Raw genomic sequence first — 18,991 nt, forward strand, 5'->3', positions numbered from 1 at the left:
CTTGTGGGTAAAGTATTAAGATTCTTTACATATTATTATGGGGGTGGGATCACTTGACTGATCAGAAAAAAATGAATATCGATAATAAAATAATTCTCCTTATTAACGAAGCGATGAAATCCGGTGTTAGTAAAGAAGAATTCTCACTTTTTATTAAGAGAAAAGCCTTGAAAAAATGAACAAGTAAAAATATAAACGGGACAATTTCATAAAGAATTTGTCCCGTTTTTTTTCCATTCCTTTACTTCTTTAAATTTTTTCATAAAAATTTGTGGATTTATTCTTACAGTATAGGAATACATACCCTTTGTTGTATGAAGATATAAAAGACCAAGTTCCTGTGAAAAATCACGGAAAGAAATATCTAATACTTCTGCAAGGGAAAAAGTATCACATGTGGTTTCAATTTCATTTGTTGTTAACGTGATAACATGTTCCTCTTCCTTATGATTTTGAACGTTGTCTTCAATAACCCTAGTTACCTTCACATATCGGATATTTGCAATAATTTCCATATTCTCTTCATTCAATACTACGACTCCTTTGTGTACAGATGATTTGGTACATTTTCCACTAATGAAGAAATGTTGCCCCTTGAGAATATAACCAGTTCGTGCATAGCTCTTGTACAAGCAGTATAAAAAAGGTTTTTTACTTGTTCACTCCCGTAAACCTCATCTGAACCATCATAAATAATGACCACATCAAACTCAATACCTTTTGCCAAGTAAGCAGGAATGATTACATTACCTTCATTATATTCATTACTACGTTTATCTACTAATTGGACCTCTAACTGTGATTGTAATTTCTTATGAACAACCTCTGCTTCCTGAGCGGATTGGCATATGATCGCAACCGTCTTGTATTGTTGAAAATATTTCACTTTTTCAATGATTCCTCTAAGTAAATCTTCCTGATTATCTTTTTCGATCACTATCGGCTTTTTTCCATCGCGGTTAAAGGGAATGATGGATTTTGCATTTTCTAAAAGCTCACGAGTAAATTCAATAATTGGTTTTGTTGAGCGATAGCTTTTCGTTAGGATAATGGTTTCAGCCCGTACATCTGGAAAAAGTTCTTTTAATGCATCTATACCGGACTGAGAGTTATGAGCATAAATTGCCTGATTCATATCCCCTAAAATTGTTAGTCGTGCGTTTGGGAATAAGTGATTAATAAAAGCATATTGAAAGGCTGAATAGTCCTGTGCCTCGTCAATAAACACATATTTAACACTCGTATTCACTTGAAATCCAATAATCTTCTCTTTTAAATATAAAAAAGGTGTTGCATCTTCATAAAGCAGTCTATCACGTTTTAACACTTTTAAAGTAAATGAACTAACTCCCTCCCATATATCCATTGAAAGATTTAATGTTTCTCCTCCAAGAAAAGTCTTCGGGTCAAGTTCGAAAATTTGCTCATACATTTTTTTCATATTTAGAAACGCTTGAGACTTGATTAGTTTTCTTACTGGACTTAAATGACGTTTGACAACATATTTTCGAAGCATTTCTTGTTCCCTTTCATAATCATCAAAGGTGTCTTGTGTAAAACGCTTTTGTTTACTTAACTTTTCATAGTAAAATTGATATTCTTCTTTACTTAAATACTGTATTTCTTCGTCTACCCAAGCCTTCTTCCGTTCTCTTTTTTCAATCTTCTTTATTTCACCTAGAAGCCAATCCGTCACAAGCTTTATGCGATTTGGTGTAGAAATTGTCTTACTTATTGAATAAAAATGTGATTTAATTTGCTCTGAGGATATTAACAGTTCTTCTCTAAAAATAATGTCATGAAAAACTAGCCCCTCTTCACTTAAATGCTCAAGGTAATGATTAATTAATGTCATATATTGAAAGGATGATTTAAACTTTGCTGAATACCGTCTTATATCATAGTTATCATCACTAGTAGCTGTAAGCATGTATTCCATTTGTGTAAACGGATCTTCTACCTCAAAGTCCTTTGCCAAAAAATGCTCAAGATATTGTTGAAATGTTGTTTGTTGCATATTTTCTTCACCAAGTTCAGGTAACACATTTCGAATATAACTATTAAACATAAGGTTTGGAGAAAATAAAAGGATTTCTTCCGCCTCTAGGGTTTCACGATATTTATACAATAAATACGCTACTCGTTGCAGAGCTGCAGATGTTTTTCCGCTCCCCGCAGCACCTTGAACAATAAGTAACTTACCCTTTTCATTACGAATCACTTGATTTTGCTCCTGTTGAATTGTTGCTACAATACTTTTCATTTGTGTATTTGATTGATTCCCTAATACCTCCTGCAGCAACTCATCCCCTATCGTAATACCTGTATCAAACATCCCTTTAATAACAGCGTTTTTTATGATAAATTGTCTTTTCAAAGTAAGTTCACCTTTAACAGTGCCACCTGGTGCTTTAAACTCTGCTTGACCAAGAGAATAGTCATAATAAAGGCTGGAAATCGGAGCTCGCCAATCATAGATAAGGAATTCATCGGTTTTTCGATCTATATAAGAGGCAATTCCAAGATAAATGCTTTCAATCACTTGCTCACCTTTTTCAAGAAAATCAATTCTTGCAAAATAAGGGGTGTCCATTAATCTCTGCAGGTTATTTAGATCTCGGTGAAGATGTTTATGACGGTGTTCCTGTTCAGATAAAAATTCCGCTTGCTGTTTGATGCTTGCTGCTGTTTCGCTTGCTTCAACTGCATCATCAAGATTTACCGTAACATCTTCCCAAAAGTTTTTGCGCATTGACACTATATCTGTTTTAACAGTTGACGTTTTTTCTGTTAAAGCGATTAAATCAGCTTTTATTTTATGTAATATAAAATCAATTCTTTCTTGTTCCATTTTTTTAGCTTCTTCAAAAGAATCCATATAACCCCGCCCTTCATAACATACCTATTATTAGTTCGATATGTCCTTTAAAAACTCCTACATTCTCTTATGTTTCTATTAACATTATCTTTTTGAAGCCCAAAAACTTCCACTAAAGGACCAGATAAAAAGAAAAAAGATGCTAAAAATGAATACATTCATTTAAAACATCTTATATTGTTCAGCATATTCATTACAGCTCAAATTCAGACAAAGAATCCATATGACTAGCAATCATTGCAATAATTGTGCTTGCCTCTTCTTTACTGAAAATAAAATTTGTTTCATCTTTGATAAGATCATCATCTTCTGTTTTAATGCGGTTTACGCGTCGCAGCACCCCATCACCTGTTTCTTGAACAATGCCAAACTGATAAGTGACCTCTACCTCATCTTCATAAATAAATGCTGTTACTTCAGGAGTTTCCCACTCCACATCAATTTCTTCAAAAATATCTGTTTCTTCCTCATCTAACCCATCATCATCAATTTCATCTTCTACCTCATCATTTATGTACACATGAAAGCTTTCATGGACTGCTTCAATAATTTCTTCAATATCGGCTAAAATTGTCCTTGTGGTTTGCTCATACTCAAAATCAAATGTTTCAAAATAGAATTCCTCATTATAAGGGTCGAAGAACAGAGTGCAAAAATATTCTCGATCATCATCATCTGTTTCAATAAAAAATTCAATCCGTGGGTGCTTTGCACCACGATCGATTGACATATTTCCTTCTTGATCGTACTTTTCACATATCGATTCTAAATGATCTTGAAGTTCACTACTAACACGATCAAACCACTCCATGCTCATTCTCCATACCACCTTCTACTTATTTTCATTTGTAGTATGTCCTTCTTTCTGCTTCTCTTTACATTTTTTTGTTCGTTCAAAAAAAAACTTATCAAACAGCCCTGCTCACACATATGATATTAACATCATTTTTAAAAAAAAGTGAAAGGAGTGAGTTTCATTGGTCTATATAAAAAATCAACAAAATCCACTTCTATACAAACAACCAACGAAGGTAGAAGCAACATCCAATCAACCGACATTTAGGAAGAATTATTTACAAGAGTTTATTAAAAATCAACAAACAATGAACGGAGAACTTAAAAATGCTTCTAATTCATTAAATTCTTTACTTCATAAAACAAAACATGAACAACAAAAGCATTTTCACCAATTAACAAAACAACTCGTTGATCAGGAAAATCGAACAATTCCATTGCTCGAAAACATTAATAAGCAAGAGGAAGCTAACGAATTGTTCTTCCAAAAATTTACGGCGATCGACTCATTTAACAAGGATATATTAAAAAAATATGAAGAGGAAGGATTAATAAATCAAGCAATAATTGATCAACTTACGCTTCAGGATACTGCTATGAATCAGCTTGTAAACAAAATTGATCAATTCAAAGAACAACATTCTAATGTAAATAAACAATTAGTAAGTCAAAAAGAAATTAATGACCAAATTTTAAAAACAATTGAAATTCAAGAAACATTTCATAAAACAATATTAGATCGCATTGATCAGCAGGAGGCCATCAATTTAAAAACATCTCGTGAACTGGATAGCTTAAGATCTACAATTTTTGAAAGGATTAGTTTTGTTGTAGAAAAAATAGAAGAAAACTACCGGCAAATTACAGGTTATTTTGCCCATTTCTTTAATAGATCTGCTTCAACAAGAAATAATGACAACCAATCATCTGATAAAAAGGAAAAAGAAACAACAATTAGCAGGTAAATAACCTTTTTTGAAATACTGGTTAGGAATTTATCGCCCTTTTAAAATTTTACAGTTTGAAAATTTGAGTTTATCCCTTCAATTCGGTAAAAGCTAAACATAATGAAGATAAATGGAGGGATTCTCATAACTATAAAAAAACCTGATTTTATGAATAGTAAATTTTTCGTTGATGAGCCCGGAAATTGGCATTTAAAAGAAGGAGCCCCGGCAGATGTACAAAAAGAGTTTGAGAAATATATGGAGTCATTAAACACGATACAGGATGAACCTGGTACAATTGACAGTATTCGTGTTTCATATCCGTATGAGGATTAACTAAAAGACCCCTCGTTTTTTGAGGGGCTTGATTTTTATTTTAAAACATTAAATCTATAAGTTGTGGATGTCTTGTACTCTTCCCCAGTATCCAAAATACATGGTGAAAATTGTGGATGATTTATTGAATCAGGAAGACCTTGCGTTTCCAAACAAACACCCATGTACCTTCTAGCCTTTGTTCCTCTAATATCAAATGGCTCCTCGAGCATATTACTTGTGTATATGACAACACTTTGTTGATCTGTTTCCACGATTAGCTTTCTTCCACTCTTTTCATCGATTAACACAATTTCTTCATTTTGATGGTCATCTAAAAGAAATGGATGGTCCACACCTTGACCTACGAGTTGAATTTGCTCATGAGTTGAAGATATTGCTTCCTCAATCTTCTTCCCAGTATTAAAATCAAAAGGTGTATTTGTAACATTCATAAACTTTCCAGTCGGTACCACATTGGCATTTAACTCAAGGATTTCACTACTCTTCACTTGTAATTTATGTGATAAAATATCATCTTTTAGATCTCCACTTAAGTTAAAATAGCTATGATTTGTTAAATTAACTATTGTCTTTTTATCAGTTGTTGCATGATATGTAATAGAAAGCTCATTTTGCTCGTTTAAAGTGTATGTAATTCTAACAGATAAGTTTCCTGGATACCCGTTCTCACCATCTTTGCTAACATAGGAGAACTCCACACCTACTGCGTCGATATCATTTATTTCCTGAGCATCCCAAAGCTTTTTATCAAAGGCTTCTGGCCCGCCATGTAAATGATTATTAGCATCATTTTTTGGCAATTCATATATTTGGCCATCTAGTTCAAATTGCCCGTTACTTATTCTCCCTGCTACACGTCCACAAACAGCTCCAAAATAAGGAGAATCTTTTATGTAACTTTCAACATTGTCAAACCCAAGTACTACATTCTCCAATTTACCATTCTTATCTGGTACGATAACGTCTGTGATAATACATCCGAGCGTGATACATGATACTTTCATTCCGTTACGATTTTCTAACGTAAAAGAGTAGACTTTTTCCCCATTTAACTCTCCAAATACTTCTTTTACAACCTTCACAATATCTCTCCTCTTTCTTAACAGTCTTATCTTTATATCAGATGATATCTAAACCATTATATCACATTATTTGACAGCGTTTTCCTCCAATAAAGTCAAAGATGCACTAACCTATATAATTAATCATTCATTCTGCTTTTCCTGCATTATTTGAATTTTTCCACAAAATAATTCGATCTCTTTGTTTGCTATCTTCCATCTTTTTGTTGGAACTTGATGATTTGTTTTGTTAATGATTACAACACGGAGGTGTTTTATTCTTTTTTTATAAAAAGTATGATAGGTATTCGTTAATTCTGATTTTGATCCATCAATGATTAAAGCCGGGACAGAGATATGTTTAAGTTCTTTCATAAGATTACAATTTAAGACATCGAAATAATAGTTATACCATGCTTCCTTTTGAGCTTTCCGCATATGCTCCACAAGCAATTTTCTCACATACTTATTTTTTGTATGACTTATTGCTAACAATTTACAAAGGAAATCACGATGATGTCTAACAAGATACATTCCTGTTTTATGCTCTAATTGAAATAGTGGATCTACTACAGCTGGATATCCTCCAAATAAAATAAGCCCTTTCATTCGTTCCTTGTAATGAATACTCATATACTGCGCTATCATCCCTCCTGCAGAATACCCACAAACAATAGCACAATCAATTCCTAATCTATCTAAGAGTAAGATTATTTCTTCTGCATAATACTTCACCAAATTATCAACTGGTTCAACACGTGAACTATCACCATGTCCTGATAAATCAGGTATGATCAATCTCATACTTTGACCTAGGTTTCCTTGAAAATAAAAAACATGTCTACCCATACCTGGTGGGTGAATAAAAACAATCGGCACACCCTCTCCAATTTCATCATAGGCTATGCTTTGTCCGTTTTCTAATTCTACGGTAGGCATAAACTTTTCCTCCTAAATATTTTTTACTTGTAGTGTTCCTAGAACAACAACGAATTACCCGTTTTTAATGGAAAAACTTTCATACACAATCATTGAATAAATAATTTGTAACCGAGTTATATTAAATATCAACAAAAGCAAATAATTTTTTTAAGGGTTAACCTAGATGGTTAATGGATGGTGCAAATCCACCCTAACCCACCACACAATACATTTTTAAAAGGAGATGGATTTATTATGGCCAGCAACAGTAACAACAATTCTAATCAATTAGTAGTACCTGGTGCTTCTCAAGCGATCGACCAAATGAAATACGAAATCGCAAGTGAATTCGGTGTAAATCTTGGTGGCGAAACAACATCTCGTGCAAATGGTTCTGTTGGTGGCGAAATTACAAAACGCTTAGTATCTATGGCTCAGCAACAAATGAGCGGCGGAACTGGTAGATTTTAATTAAATATAATTGGCTAAGAGCATCGCATGCAGCGGTGCTCTTTTTATTGGTTTGTCATGAAAACATTCTGATTGGACACCCTAATAAAGCCTCTATTAATTGAAAAAGGGAGTGGAGTTAATGGTTAACGAAAATTTTGATGAATTTATAAAGACTGAAGCAAAACATAAATCGCAATATCTCGGCTCTAAACAGCCTTCACATGGAATATATAAAAATGATGAAGAGATTAATTCCCGAACAAATACTGATGACTCAGTAGGAGCGGATGGACGAGATGTTTTTAAATAAAACAAGTTGATTTTTGGGCAGTCAGTGTTATAAAATGGCTGCCTTTTTTAACATTTTGAATTATCTTCGATTTTGTTTTTTCATTACTATTAGACATAAAACTTCACAAATCGGCAAAAATCCTCTTCTTATAATAGAAGAGGATTTTTCCTACTTTATACTTATCTACCCTTAATAAACATTTGCACCCATGCACCATGATAGAACCCTACTCCGATTGCATCAAATTCAGGTTTTAAAATATTTGCACGATGACCTGATGAGTTCATCCAGGCATTCATTACTTCTTGTGGAGTTTTTTGACCTTTTGCAATATTTTCTCCTGCATACGAGTAGCTAATTCCAAATGTTTTTAACATATTAAAAGGTGATCCGTAATTTGGACTTGTGTGTGAGAAGTAATTTGAATTAATCATGTCCTCTGCTTTTTTCTGAGCTACATTTTTCACATCCGCTCGATGTGTTAAAGGTCTTAATCCTGCTTTTGCACGCTCTTGATTTACTAGTTGAACAACTTGCTCTTGGAAGCTGCTAACACTTTTAGCTGAAGGTTTAAGACGGATTACCTCTCCCACATGCATATTTCTTGGTTCAACGTTAGGGTTTAATTCCATTAACTTCTGATAATCTAACCCATATCGTTGGGCTATGTACCAGAAAGTATCACCTTTTGATACTTTGTAAAATTCAAATGGCGGTTCTTTAAAGGTTTTAATTTGCCCATGTGATATAGAAGGGATCACCATAAATAAGACAAATGTTGCTAAAAAAAGCTTTTTTAACATATAGTTTTCCTCCAATTTTTTGTTTTTTCCCATGTTAGTTTGGCTAATTTTCTTAAAACCATACAAAAAAGAGATCAGACTATGGTCCAATCTCTCCTACTTAATCATTTTTTTAGCGATTCTTTGTTATTCATTTTGATCTTTTTCGCCTCTAAAATTCTCCGGTAATTTTTCTAAAGGGATATTTATTCCAAGTTCACGTAGCATATCGAATACAGCACCTTGGATTTTGTCACCTGATGCTCCTTGTTTCTTTAACTCTGCGATTTTCTTTGATAAGTTACCAATTGCTTCGTTTGTGAATTGTTGTTTCTCCATATTTCACCTCATGATTGATTTAAAATAGATCGGATATTTTCACATAATTTCTTTGGATCATCATCTTGAAAAATATTTCGACCTATTGAGATTCCACTTGCACCAGCATTTACCGCATCGTCAATCATCGTGATTAAATCATCGTTTGATGATAGTCTTTCCCCACCAGCGATTAACACAGGAATTTTCACCCCGGAAACGACTTGTTTGAATGTCTCAGATGAACCACTATAATTGACTTTCACAATATCTGCTCCAAGCTCCTCGGCTACACGTGCAGCATGGCGGATTCGGTCCGGGTCAAATTCATGCACTCTGGAACCGTCACGAACATACATCATAGCTAATAAAGGCAAGCCCCACTTATCACATTCTTCAGCAATTAAACCAACATCCTTTATTTGTTCGGCTTCGAAAGGGGATCCGAGGTTTACATGTGTTGAAATAGCAGTTGCACCCAATCGAATCGAATGCTCTACTGAAGAAACAAGTTCTTTTCGCATTGATTGAGATTCTGGAGCTAAAGCTGTTGATGCTGATAAATGAATGATAAGTTCACCTTTGTTTGAACCAATTGCATCTGTTAAATATCGAACAAGCCCTTTATGAACGACAACAGCATCTGCACCACCATCGAATACAGCTTCAACTGTTTTGTTAATATCTGTTAACCCTGTAACAGGTCCGATCGTAATTCCATGATCCATCGGGACAATGAGTAGTTTGTCGGAATGATGGTAAAGCTTCTTTAGACGAATTTCTTTTCCGGACATTCTGATTCCTCCAATGTTCTATCTTTCGATAATTGTTTCACTTACTTTTACACCAACGTGTCTTCCTGGTTCACAAATATATGATAATAATTCATCACCCGGTTGTATTGTAGAAGCATTACGCGGTTTTCCGTCTGCACTCATAATACGAATGTGCCAGTCATCTTGTACGATTACGTTTAATTCACGCTCTCCTACTTTTCCTTTGATGAGCAACATCGGACGAACCTCTGTTTTTATACGCCCAACTGTTAACACACGAGTTTCACCTTTTGTATTCACACACAACACCTTATCTCCAGCTTTTAAATCACTTAAATATTCAGCTGCATCCTCTGGCTGCCATACATATGAGTGAACAGCACCAGCGTTTACACGAAATGGTCTTAAATTCATATAAGGAAGGTAATGAGTTTCAGAACAAACGAATACTCCTCCACCAGAAGTTGATCCAATGATCATTCCCTCATCCTGGGTCATAATGCCAGTAGTATCAATACAAGCACGGACACCCATCCCTGCATGCATCACCTCGGTTACGACCAATGGGTGCAATTCAAGGTTTGGTAAACTTTGTTTTGACATAAATTCAGTTAATCTTTTCACTTCACTAACATTTGATGTAGCAAATAATACGCCATCACTACCTTTTTCAAGTGTTCCATAAGCGATCTCTGTATCGATTGCTGTATTTACTGCTCTTAAAAGGACAGTATTGCTTTCCTCTAAACGGGCAATAATTAACTCTAATGGAATATTTGTCGGTAAATCAAAGTCAACAGCCGCAAAATTATACTCACTTGCTTCTCTTGAGCAGCGTTCTAACATTTCTCTATTATCAACAGAATAAAAGATACATGTTTGAAACCCTTGTTTTTTCGCTTCTGCTAGTACCTCTTCCTTATTAGAAAAAATGACATCTCCAGCAGGTACTTCCTCTAATTGTTCACTGTTTTCGACTTCAGTCATGAACGTCATTTTTTGAGGAAAATAACCTTCTTGACGTTGTTGTAGAGATACCAACACTTTATCAATTGGTGAATGGTTGATTAGTTCCCACACATCCATATTTTCTACTGATACTCCTCTTCCGTCATACCATACTTGCCTAGCTTTTTGTTGCATCTATCCTTACTCCTTCCAAACTAATTAGTTTTAATTTTGTTTAATAAATTTACTGTTTCTTGGTCAGTTAAAAAGTAACGGGGCTTCCCTTTCATTCCGAAGGAAACATCATCTGTCCTATCGTACAAGGTTCCTTTATCTAAAAGGATAATAGAGATGTTGACCCCATACATCTTCTTCAACTTTTCAATATCATTCACATGAATCGTATCAGTACTAGACTCCTTTTCAATAAATAGATAGAGTGTATTGGTAATCTTTCCTGCAGACCAAAAGCGCCTTGCAGGTAATGGAGCGATCATCTTCTCTATTTCGTACAGGTCAAATGAAACTGACTCAATTGTTATCAGGTTTTCTTTTCTGCCTCTAATGACAAATGAACGACCTCTACCACATGAACAAGAGCTGTTTATCTCCTGAACAATATCTCCTGTTGCATACCGAATCAAAGGTGTAGCTCTTTTACGAAGCGTTGTAATGACAAGATTTCCACATTCACCAGGTTTTACATCAGTTTCAAAATCATCGTTTAAAATTTCAACATGAAAATAGTCTTCAAACATGTGAAGATGCTGTTGAGTACAATCAACCATTGCTGTGCCGACCTCTGTCATACCATAGTTATCAAACACTGGCACACCCCAGATATCTTCAATTAACTTCCTGCGATAAGGTGTTAATGGTTCACCTGCTGTACATATTGCTCTTAAAAAAGGAAAATCTCTTTTAGGTTCAAGACCTTGCATTTCTGCCATTTCCGCCAGCATAATAGCCTGTAATGAAATACACGCAAGGACCGTTATATTTAATCTTTTCATCAGATCTATCACTTTTGGCATAGGTGTAACAGTTGTACGACTATCTGCAGGAATTACACATCCACTCTGCATTTGAACAGACCGGTGCATAAAATGAGATATTGTTGATAGTGCATATGGAAAGCGGATGAGAACTCGGTCATTGTGGTTAAAATTGACTCCACAGCTTGTAATACCTCTAGCAATTTCGTCAAGATCAGTCTCCGAATACCATACCGAAACAGGTGTTCCGGTTGTTCCGGAAGATTCATGGTATTGAGATAACAACATATTAGAATCAGGCAGTAAACCAAAAGGTGATTGTTCTCTAAGATCAGCTTTCGTCGTTAACGGGATTGTTTTTAAATCATAAAGAGAATGCAGTAGTGGGATTTGAATGCGTTTAGAGTAATATGGAGATGTTTTGGCATAGGTTAGGATTTCATTTATAGCATTGATCTTCTTCTGTGTGTTCATCTACAAACACACCTCTATTTCATTTGTAATAAATGTTTAATATTTTGGCTTAAAATTTCTTCCCGCTCCCGGTCACTGATATTGAGCTTTAACACTTTCTCAAGTTCAATTCCGGGGTGTGATAACGGGTATTCTGATCCAAAAATCACTTTTGATGAGCCGATTTTTTTTACTGATTCTTGAATGTGAAGATAATTTCCTGTTGACGTTTCTAAATAAAAGTTCTTCATAACTGCTGCAGCTTCAAGTGCCTCTTGATCAGCAGGACCAAATCCCATATGTCCAATAATAAAATTAGTTTTTGGAAATTGTTTTGCTAATTGAACAAATTTTGCTGTCGAAGCGCCCGGACTGTAAACGACGTGCGAATAAACTGGAAACCCATAATTTCCACATAATTCAGCTAAACCTGTTACTCCCTTGGATGCAAAGGAAAACTGATGTGATAACGGAGATAACTTTAAGCCTTTAAACCCTTGTTTTTTTCCGCTTTCCAATTGAGAAAGAACATCTTTATCATGCGGATTAAGACAAATAAATCCATGAATTTGTTGATTTGCTTTGGATGCTTTTTCAACATATAAATTGTCGGGAACCGGATTATCCGGTTTTGAACGTCCTGTAATATATTCCGTCATTTTTCGGACATCCAGCATTGCACCTGGTACAGCTACTGCCTCATCAATCCCTGCCTCTTTCATCAATTTCAAATACGTTTCCGTGTTTCCATATTCGGTATTTGAAAGATGTGTATGCGCATCGATAATCATATTTCCACCCCCTATTCATAAACAACACGAACTGTTTTTCCTTGTGGCCGTGGAAGCTTATCAACAAATTCCAATTCAAATGGTATTCCTGAAGCAAATTCAAGTTTACTAGCTAGAGAATCAGCTAAATGTTCTGATGCTTCAATTCCTTCGGCCAGTTCACAGCGCACATGAATGGCGTCATTATCACCATCGCGAGTTAATACAAATTCAAACCAGTTTCCTATTTCAGGCTCGCGCATTAAAAACTCCTCAAGATAAAATGGGGACAGAGAGGTTCCATTGTACTTAATTTGATCTACTACCCTTCCTCGAAGATAGAATTTTGGCATTGTAACTCCACATGGACAGCTTTCCGACTCAATATAGCCAAGATCACCTGTACGGAAACGAAGTATTGGCGTATCATAACGAAGAGCACTAGTTACAACAATCTCGCCAATTTCTCCTTCGTCGAGTGGTTCACCTGTTTTTGGATCAACAATCTCGACAATAGCATGTGCTTGGGCAAGGTGGTATCCATCGTGGTGATCACATTCAATCCCAAGAACTCCGCATTCAAGACTTCCATAAAAGAAGTTAGCGGTAGCTCCCCAAAGGTTTTCTAATCTTTGACGAAATGCAGGAGAACATCCTTCACCCGTAATCCAAAGTTTTTTTAATTGCAAACTTTGCAAATTAAAGTCCTGCTCAGTTGCTTCTTCAGCAAGTAACATAGCCCATGATGGAGTAGTTATAACGACATTGGGCTTAAGATCTTTTATCATTTTTAGCGTCTTCTTCGGTGTTGAATAAGCTCCACCTTTACCTGCAGGGATAACCGTTGCTTCACAGCCTTCCATGAACGTTTTATGAAAAGCTAAACCTGCTGCACTCATTTCATATGGTAGTGCATTTAAACAAACATCTCCGGGGTTGACCTCAAATAATTCCGGATATCTGGGAGCAAGATCGTGTAAATAGTAATCATTCCAGGTGTACATCATATAGATTTCTTCTCCACCTGTTGTGCCTGTTGATACTTGCACAAGAGCAATGTCTTTTTTATCACAAGTTAATAAAATATAAGGTTTTCCTCTTAATTCATCTTTTGTTAAAAATGGTAGCTTACTTAAATCACTTAGCTTTTTTATATGACCTGGTTTCACGTTTGCTTCATCTAGTTTCTGACGGTAAAACTCATTTTTTTCATATGCTTTTTTGACAATTTGTTTTAATGATTCAACATGATAGGTCTCAATCTGCTGTTGAGACATTTTATCTGGATGAACCGATCCATTAAAGAAGCGTTTGATCGTTAAAGGCGTTCGTAACTTCTTTAATTTTTTTTCAAATAAAGAGCTCATATTTCTTCACCTACCTGGCTTGCTACTTGCTGAGCATAATGTGATTGTGGGGCTTCATTTATAAGAGTTTTCCATGTTTTCAAAGCCTTATCTACAAAACTAGTTTTTTTGTAGAGATGACCTAAATCATAAAGCAGTTTTACATATTGTTCTTGTGTGATTGGGGGGTTCTCACTGTTTTGTTCATATGCTAATTTAACAGCTTTAAAATCCCTTACTGCTTTGTCACTTGAATGGAAGAAACCTTCAGGTAAATTGTAATAGATACATCCACGCAAATACTTCAATTCAGGATTATTGGATTTAATAGATGTTTTTAACAACTTTAATGCCTTTATCGTTTCTCCAAACATTTCCTGTGGATCACTGGCATATTTACCCATTAAAGCTACAGAGGCAGCATAATAGGTGTTCGCAATTTCACAATTTGGAAATCTGCTTCTCGCTAGTTCCCACACTTCCAAACTTTGCTTTGCAGCGATACGACTACCTTTCGCTCCCACTAAATGAATTTCTTTTGCTTTGCTGTACATTTTCTCTTGGGAGTAAACCGAGAAGATCCGGATGTCAATTTCTTTATATGAATGAACATCTATTTTTTCTTGTATTCTATTTTTCAGTTCCTCACTTGGTTGCATTTTCAATAATTTATTCCAGATTTCCTGAGCATTTTCAAGCATCTCCAGCTTTTCATATGCGTTCCCTAAATCAAATAGCAATTGGTGGTGAACCTCCAGCTCGGCTTCATCAATAAAGGTTGTATCTTTTAATAGCATTTCTATATCGCTGACTGCAATAGCAGCTCTTCTAAAAAACATCTCCGGTAAGCGCAAACTATGTCTTGCCCGGATTAATCGAAGTTCACTTATAGTGGGGTGTTCATTTATGAGATTATCCATAGCTTTCATAGACTTTATAGCAGAGCCAAACATTTCATAGGTGTTAATAGAATCTCTCCCTATCATTGATTGAAGATCAATATAGGTCATTTCTACTTCTGGAGCGGTATTCGTTAACACAAATACTTCAAAAAATGATAGTGCCTCTTTCACTTCTTTTTGCCCACCATTAAGAGCATTTAGATAAAAGTTTTTTGCTTCCTCTGTTAATCCTTCTCCAGTTGTCTCATCTACACTACTCATCATTTGAGATCGAGTTTCAGTATTGGCTATAGTGTTATCAGTTTGTTTGAATGCTTTTAATTTTTCTTGATAGTTTTGCGCATTTTCATGTTGATTAAGACGTGTAAAAGCCCCAACTAAATTTTTTAAAATCTCAACATACTCTCTCTCTGATAAAATTGAGTTGTTAGATTCATAAGCTTCTATAAGATACCGAAAATCCTCAATTGCTGTCGCTGTACGTTGAAAATATAATTCCGGCAAACGATAGGATACGTTTCCTCTTAAAATTCTTGCAATAATAAAGTCCGGATTCCTTTCCACTACTTGATCTAATTGCTTTAAACCCTCTAATGCATATTTCATTTTATCCGTAACACTGCTTGCATCTCTTGCTAGTAGCGTTGTTGCACTTCCGAAGTAGGATTTTATATTAAGGTCGTTTGGGTGCTTCTCGTGTAAGTCTTTTAAGGCTGTATATGCCTTTTTTACAGAGAGTTTATTTCCTTTTATTCCATCATCATGGTTTTTTATTGCTTCTTCTAATGGTGATAGATTTCTTGATACATTTGATTCTGCTTCTGCAACATTTTTGATGGTAGTTGGTTTGCTCTCAGCTTTTTTTATTACAAGTTCTTTTTCTCTCTTTGAAGATTCGTTATAGTTTTGAGGGGGTGTTTTTCCTTTTACATTCCTATTCTTAGGAAGATTCGGTACATATGTTGACTTTTTATCCCTCTCGTCATAAGTGTTTTTTAATTTTTGTTTTTGTTCTACTTTATTCTTTTTCTCTTTACTTTGGTTTGAGGGAAGATTTTTTTCTGTTTTTCTAGCTTCCAACAAGTGATTAATAATACTTTCTGTTGTTTTATTAGACATTTCCAAAATACTATTTGGGATAGGCAAATTATTCAAAAACTGTTTATTAGAACTGGGCAAAAAACCGTTTCCCCTTGCTAGCTTTCTTAATAGTTCTGCATTTTTTTTATTATAAAGCAACTCTATTCACCTCCGTTCTTTCTTGCTTTTTCAATTAATTTTTTATATTTACTATTGTTCATCTTAAGGAGTTTCCCCCAGATATTTTCAGCATTTTGATTGTCTCCTAAGGTTTTATAGGCAATACCTAAATTCAATAGTAACTCACTGTATTGCTCCTTTGAAATGTTGTTCCTTTTATCTTCATATTCTTTAATAAGGAATTGAAAATCCTCAATTGCTGTTTTTGTTTTTTTAAAATACGTTTCCGGAAGTCGAAATGCAACATTACCTCTTAACACTCTAATTTCACTATTACTCGGCTCTGTTTTGACAGCTTGATCAAGAACTTTTAATCCTCTCTTTGCAAGATTCATTTTTTCTATTAAATCTGGATGGTCTCTTGCAATTAAAGCGGATGAACTACCATAATAGGCTTCAATAAGTGCATGATTAGCAGTTTTTAATTTTACTTTTTTTAATATTTCATAGGCTTTCTTCGCTGCTTGCTTATCACCATCTATGGCTTGTTGATGAAGTTGGATTGCTTCTTGAAACTCTTTTTTCCAATCTCCTTTACTATACGCCAATCCCTGCCACCTCCTTTGGTTCGTATACTATTTGCTAGTTGACTCTTTTCTGAGTACATATACAACTTATGTGACGGTCATCGTAAAGTGATAGACGAAAATGGAAATGAAGATATTTGATGATAGCGACTAAAATGGAAGCGTATACAAATCGTGTTTTTTGATTTTATTGATTAAGTAGTCTATTACTACCTATTTTTGGTCATTTGAACTTTTGCAGATATTACATTATTTGGAGATTAAACTAAAAAACCTACCAATTCTTCTGATTGGTAGATTTTTCGTGATAAAATATAGCCAGTACGTTGTGATATTACTGTAATTCTTGAGGTGGTTGGGGATTATTTTTATTTTTCACAACCTCGGTAAATAATGTCGTAGCCGATGAAGATGGTTGTTCTTGTTGTGTATTTGTAGCTGTTCTAAGCGGATAGATTCCCATCATTTGTTTTAGTTGTTGGATTTCTTCCATGATAAACGTAATATCTTCTTTCGTTGCAGGTTTTTTATTTTCCTTTAATTCAAACCCAACCTGACCATTCGGTTCTAAAGTTGCATATTGAACATCATTCATATTAGTAACACTTGATTGCCTTAATTTCATTTCTAACAAATCAACAGATAAACGCAACTTTTTTAATTGATCAGTTTGCAATTTACCATTATCTATTAACACTTTTGATTTTCCCGAAATGAATTTTTCAAGCTTATCAGATTTTATCTGACTATATTCACCAATAACTAAGGTAACAACCAAAGTAAAACCTACAATTAATGTAGACCATACATTTTTTCCGACTAATGGCTGCACAAGCAAAGATCCAATTCCAATCATAATGACAACTTGTGAAAGAGTCATTTGAGAAATTGACTTTCGACCTGCAACTCTTAACAGGATCGTACCACCTATGACAATCACAACACTTTTCCATATCAAGTTCAAATCCATATATTTAAGAGCCTCCTATACAAAGGTAATTATTATTATCATCTGTGGAAGTTTATTTTTTATGCCAAAATAGGAAAGAAAGGGAAAAATATGAAAGCACAAGAACGAATCGTGTTGATTGATGTGATCCGGGGATTTGCTCTTTTGGGCATTCTCTTTATAAATATGAAAAGCTATTATTCTCCAGCATTTATCCAATCATTATACGGGATAACCCCTAATGTAAAAGGGGTTGATAAAATCATCCATATTTTTTATCAAACATTTATCCAAATGAAGTTTTATCCCATTTTTTCATTGTTATTCGGTTTAAGCTTTTATCTATTTTTACGGAAGGGATTCCATGTAATTTTATATACTAGAAGAATGATGATTCTATTTTTAATTGGATTGATACACCTTATTTTTGTTTGGTATGGAGATATTCTTCACGTTTATGCTTTAACCAGCATCTTGTTACTGTTATTTTATCAAGTTTCCAGTAAATCGATTTTATATTGGGGAATTGCATTATTAGCGGTTTATCATGTATTTATTAGCTGGAATTCTTATTTACCAACCTTTACAATTGGAAAAAATGAGTATTCCAACATGCTTTCAACCTATCTTTCAATTTATAAGCAAGGTTCTTACTTTGAATGGGTTTTGTATAGGATAAATATTGAAGTCATTCCTGTTTTGTTACAATTCCCATTCATTTTTGTTCCGGTGCTTGCATGGTTTTTATTAGGGTTATACATAGGGAAAGAAGGCATATACGAAAGAACCCCATTAAATTTAATCAGGGTTAAATTATGGTGGAAAATCAGTTTAATTGTTGCTCCTGTTTTTCTTAGCTTGAGTTTATTGGCACATATTTTTTTGCCTGACACTTTATATTTGTTGTCAAGTTTAAGTGGAATAGGTTTAACTATATTGTATATAACAAGTATTTACATCTTTTTTGATCACCAATTTGTTAAGAAAGTTCTATATCCTCTCCGTTATGTTGGAAGGATGTCATTATCAAATTACCTTTTCCAATCTATATTTCTAATCAGCTTCTTTCGTATTTTTGATCTTTATAACAATATAAGTTTGAGTGAAGGGTTTATAATAACTATCCTTTTTTTTCTTATCCAACTAATTGTTAGTAAATATTGGCTGGCTTATTTTCACCAAGGTCCGATCGAATGGATTTGGCGATCCTTTTCAATAAAAAAGTTTAGCCCTTTTATAAAGAATACTGAGAAGTAAATACACTAATTTATGGCAGGAT

At 34.5% G+C, this 18,991-nt stretch carries 21 protein-coding genes; 6 read left to right on the forward strand and 15 right to left on the reverse strand.

Features of this window, described 5'->3' with window-relative positions; all coding sequences use genetic code 11:
• Window positions 1-53: 53 nt before the first annotated feature.
• A complete protein-coding gene (locus BK577_RS26285) occupies window positions 54-179 on the forward strand; it encodes an anti-repressor SinI family protein (RefSeq protein ID WP_218970486.1) in 126 nt (41 codons plus the stop codon).
• A 27-nt stretch (window positions 180-206) separates the two neighbouring features.
• Here the strand turns inward: BK577_RS26285 and BK577_RS01090 are convergent, their stop codons facing one another.
• The 3 genes from BK577_RS01090 to BK577_RS01100 all read right to left on the reverse strand — a co-directional run bounded on the left by BK577_RS01090 (window position 207) and on the right by BK577_RS01100 (window position 3,695).
• On the reverse strand, window positions 207-530 hold the full coding sequence (locus BK577_RS01090) for a hypothetical protein (RefSeq protein ID WP_078431227.1): 324 nt from the start codon (window positions 528-530) through the stop codon (window positions 207-209).
• A gap of 2 nt (window positions 531-532) precedes the next feature.
• Entirely contained in the window at window positions 533-2,878 is a 2,346-nt protein-coding gene (gene helD / locus BK577_RS01095; protein WP_078431228.1) for an RNA polymerase recycling motor HelD, read from the reverse strand.
• A gap of 193 nt (window positions 2,879-3,071) precedes the next feature.
• On the reverse strand, window positions 3,072-3,695 hold the full coding sequence (locus tag BK577_RS01100; protein ID WP_078431229.1) for a hypothetical protein: 624 nt from the start codon (window positions 3,693-3,695) through the stop codon (window positions 3,072-3,074).
• A gap of 160 nt (window positions 3,696-3,855) precedes the next feature.
• Here BK577_RS01100 and BK577_RS01105 point away from each other — a divergent pair, with 160 nt between their 5' ends.
• Together BK577_RS01105 and BK577_RS01110 are read left to right on the forward strand one after the other, a co-directional pair.
• Window positions 3,856-4,638 carry a hypothetical protein gene (locus BK577_RS01105; protein ID WP_078431230.1) on the forward strand — a complete coding sequence of 261 codons (783 nt, stop codon included), beginning with the start codon at window positions 3,856-3,858 and terminating at the stop codon, window positions 4,636-4,638.
• A 102-nt stretch (window positions 4,639-4,740) separates the two neighbouring features.
• Window positions 4,741-4,956: a hypothetical protein gene (locus BK577_RS01110; RefSeq protein WP_245823405.1), complete on the forward strand. Its 216-nt coding sequence runs from the start codon at window positions 4,741-4,743 to the stop codon at window positions 4,954-4,956.
• Window positions 4,957-4,991: 35 nt separating this feature from the next.
• Here the strand turns inward: BK577_RS01110 and BK577_RS01115 are convergent, their stop codons facing one another.
• Window positions 4,992-6,041, reverse strand: a complete 1,050-nt coding sequence (locus BK577_RS01115) for an aldose epimerase family protein (RefSeq protein WP_078431231.1) — start codon at window positions 6,039-6,041, stop codon at window positions 4,992-4,994.
• Window positions 6,042-6,164: 123 nt separating this feature from the next.
• Window positions 6,165-6,959, reverse strand: coding sequence for an alpha/beta fold hydrolase (locus tag BK577_RS01120; RefSeq protein ID WP_078431232.1), 795 nt, complete (start codon window positions 6,957-6,959; stop codon window positions 6,165-6,167).
• A gap of 237 nt (window positions 6,960-7,196) precedes the next feature.
• Here BK577_RS01120 and BK577_RS01125 point away from each other — a divergent pair, with 237 nt between their 5' ends.
• Both BK577_RS01125 and BK577_RS25835 read left to right on the forward strand, forming a co-directional pair.
• Window positions 7,197-7,412 (forward strand): alpha/beta-type small acid-soluble spore protein, encoded by a 216-nt coding sequence (locus tag BK577_RS01125; RefSeq protein ID WP_026560765.1) that lies wholly within the window; start codon window positions 7,197-7,199, stop codon window positions 7,410-7,412.
• 121 nt (window positions 7,413-7,533) lie between these two features.
• Window positions 7,534-7,704, forward strand: a complete 171-nt coding sequence (locus BK577_RS25835; protein ID WP_169908053.1) for a hypothetical protein — start codon at window positions 7,534-7,536, stop codon at window positions 7,702-7,704.
• A gap of 161 nt (window positions 7,705-7,865) precedes the next feature.
• Here BK577_RS25835 and BK577_RS01130 read toward each other — a convergent pair whose 3' ends face one another.
• The 10 genes from BK577_RS01130 to BK577_RS01175 all read right to left on the reverse strand — a co-directional run bounded on the left by BK577_RS01130 (window position 7,866) and on the right by BK577_RS01175 (window position 17,733).
• Window positions 7,866-8,489, reverse strand: coding sequence for a CAP domain-containing protein (locus BK577_RS01130; protein WP_078431233.1), 624 nt, complete (start codon window positions 8,487-8,489; stop codon window positions 7,866-7,868).
• Between the two features lie 126 nt (window positions 8,490-8,615).
• A complete protein-coding gene (locus BK577_RS01135; protein WP_078431234.1) occupies window positions 8,616-8,807 on the reverse strand; it encodes a hypothetical protein in 192 nt (63 codons plus the stop codon).
• Window positions 8,808-8,815: 8 nt separating this feature from the next.
• Window positions 8,816-9,580 carry a 2-amino-3,7-dideoxy-D-threo-hept-6-ulosonate synthase gene (locus BK577_RS01140; protein WP_078431235.1) on the reverse strand — a complete coding sequence of 255 codons (765 nt, stop codon included), beginning with the start codon at window positions 9,578-9,580 and terminating at the stop codon, window positions 8,816-8,818.
• Between the two features lie 18 nt (window positions 9,581-9,598).
• Window positions 9,599-10,705 (reverse strand): 3-dehydroquinate synthase II domain-containing protein, encoded by a 1,107-nt coding sequence (locus tag BK577_RS01145; protein WP_078431236.1) that lies wholly within the window; start codon window positions 10,703-10,705, stop codon window positions 9,599-9,601.
• Between the two features lie 20 nt (window positions 10,706-10,725).
• Window positions 10,726-11,979, reverse strand: a complete 1,254-nt coding sequence (locus tag BK577_RS01150) for a phenylacetate--CoA ligase family protein (protein ID WP_078431237.1) — start codon at window positions 11,977-11,979, stop codon at window positions 10,726-10,728.
• 14 nt (window positions 11,980-11,993) lie between these two features.
• Window positions 11,994-12,749, reverse strand: coding sequence for an amidohydrolase family protein (locus tag BK577_RS01155; protein WP_078431238.1), 756 nt, complete (start codon window positions 12,747-12,749; stop codon window positions 11,994-11,996).
• An 11-nt stretch (window positions 12,750-12,760) separates the two neighbouring features.
• Window positions 12,761-14,095 (reverse strand): phenylacetate--CoA ligase family protein, encoded by a 1,335-nt coding sequence (locus BK577_RS01160; RefSeq protein ID WP_078431239.1) that lies wholly within the window; start codon window positions 14,093-14,095, stop codon window positions 12,761-12,763.
• Complete coding sequence (locus tag BK577_RS01165) at window positions 14,092-16,215, reverse strand: tetratricopeptide repeat protein (protein ID WP_078431240.1); 2,124 nt, start codon at window positions 16,213-16,215, stop codon at window positions 14,092-14,094. The genes BK577_RS01160 and BK577_RS01165 overlap by 4 nt, the downstream gene beginning before the upstream one ends.
• Window positions 16,216-16,217: 2 nt before the next feature.
• On the reverse strand, window positions 16,218-16,784 hold the full coding sequence (locus tag BK577_RS01170; protein ID WP_078431241.1) for a hypothetical protein: 567 nt from the start codon (window positions 16,782-16,784) through the stop codon (window positions 16,218-16,220).
• A 313-nt stretch (window positions 16,785-17,097) separates the two neighbouring features.
• The gene (locus BK577_RS01175) at window positions 17,098-17,733 is read right to left on the reverse strand and encodes a DUF421 domain-containing protein (RefSeq protein ID WP_078431242.1); all 636 of its coding nucleotides are present in this window, start codon (window positions 17,731-17,733) and stop codon (window positions 17,098-17,100) included.
• 90 nt (window positions 17,734-17,823) lie between these two features.
• Between BK577_RS01175 and BK577_RS01180 the strand changes: the two genes are divergently transcribed.
• Window positions 17,824-18,969 (forward strand): DUF418 domain-containing protein, encoded by a 1,146-nt coding sequence (locus BK577_RS01180; RefSeq protein ID WP_078431243.1) that lies wholly within the window; start codon window positions 17,824-17,826, stop codon window positions 18,967-18,969.
• Window positions 18,970-18,991 lie beyond the last annotated feature (22 nt).

The organism is Metabacillus halosaccharovorans (assembly GCF_002019635.1).
GTDB lineage: Bacteria > Bacillota > Bacilli > Bacillales > Bacillaceae > Metabacillus > Metabacillus halosaccharovorans.

Coding starts and splice junctions, on each gene's coding strand:
- helD (WP_078431228.1), bottom strand. CDS start 2,878: ATGGATTCTTTTGAAGAAGCTAAAAAAATGGAACAAGAAAGAATTGAT.
- BK577_RS01100 (WP_078431229.1), bottom strand. CDS start 3,695: ATGAGCATGGAGTGGTTTGATCGTGTTAGTAGTGAACTTCAAGATCAT.
- BK577_RS01110 (WP_245823405.1), top strand. CDS start 4,741: ATGAAGATAAATGGAGGGATTCTCATAACTATAAAAAAACCTGATTTT.
- BK577_RS01120 (WP_078431232.1), bottom strand. CDS start 6,959: ATGCCTACCGTAGAATTAGAAAACGGACAAAGCATAGCCTATGATGAA.
- BK577_RS01125 (WP_026560765.1), top strand. CDS start 7,197: ATGGCCAGCAACAGTAACAACAATTCTAATCAATTAGTAGTACCTGGT.
- BK577_RS25835 (WP_169908053.1), top strand. CDS start 7,534: ATGGTTAACGAAAATTTTGATGAATTTATAAAGACTGAAGCAAAACAT.
- BK577_RS01130 (WP_078431233.1), bottom strand. CDS start 8,489: ATGTTAAAAAAGCTTTTTTTAGCAACATTTGTCTTATTTATGGTGATC.
- BK577_RS01135 (WP_078431234.1), bottom strand. CDS start 8,807: ATGGAGAAACAACAATTCACAAACGAAGCAATTGGTAACTTATCAAAG.
- BK577_RS01140 (WP_078431235.1), bottom strand. CDS start 9,580: ATGTCCGGAAAAGAAATTCGTCTAAAGAAGCTTTACCATCATTCCGAC.
- BK577_RS01145 (WP_078431236.1), bottom strand. CDS start 10,705: ATGCAACAAAAAGCTAGGCAAGTATGGTATGACGGAAGAGGAGTATCA.
- BK577_RS01150 (WP_078431237.1), bottom strand. CDS start 11,979: ATGAACACACAGAAGAAGATCAATGCTATAAATGAAATCCTAACCTAT.
- BK577_RS01155 (WP_078431238.1), bottom strand. CDS start 12,749: ATGATTATCGATGCGCATACACATCTTTCAAATACCGAATATGGAAAC.
- BK577_RS01160 (WP_078431239.1), bottom strand. CDS start 14,095: ATGAGCTCTTTATTTGAAAAAAAATTAAAGAAGTTACGAACGCCTTTA.
- BK577_RS01175 (WP_078431242.1), bottom strand. CDS start 17,733: ATGGATTTGAACTTGATATGGAAAAGTGTTGTGATTGTCATAGGTGGT.
- BK577_RS01180 (WP_078431243.1), top strand. CDS start 17,824: ATGAAAGCACAAGAACGAATCGTGTTGATTGATGTGATCCGGGGATTT.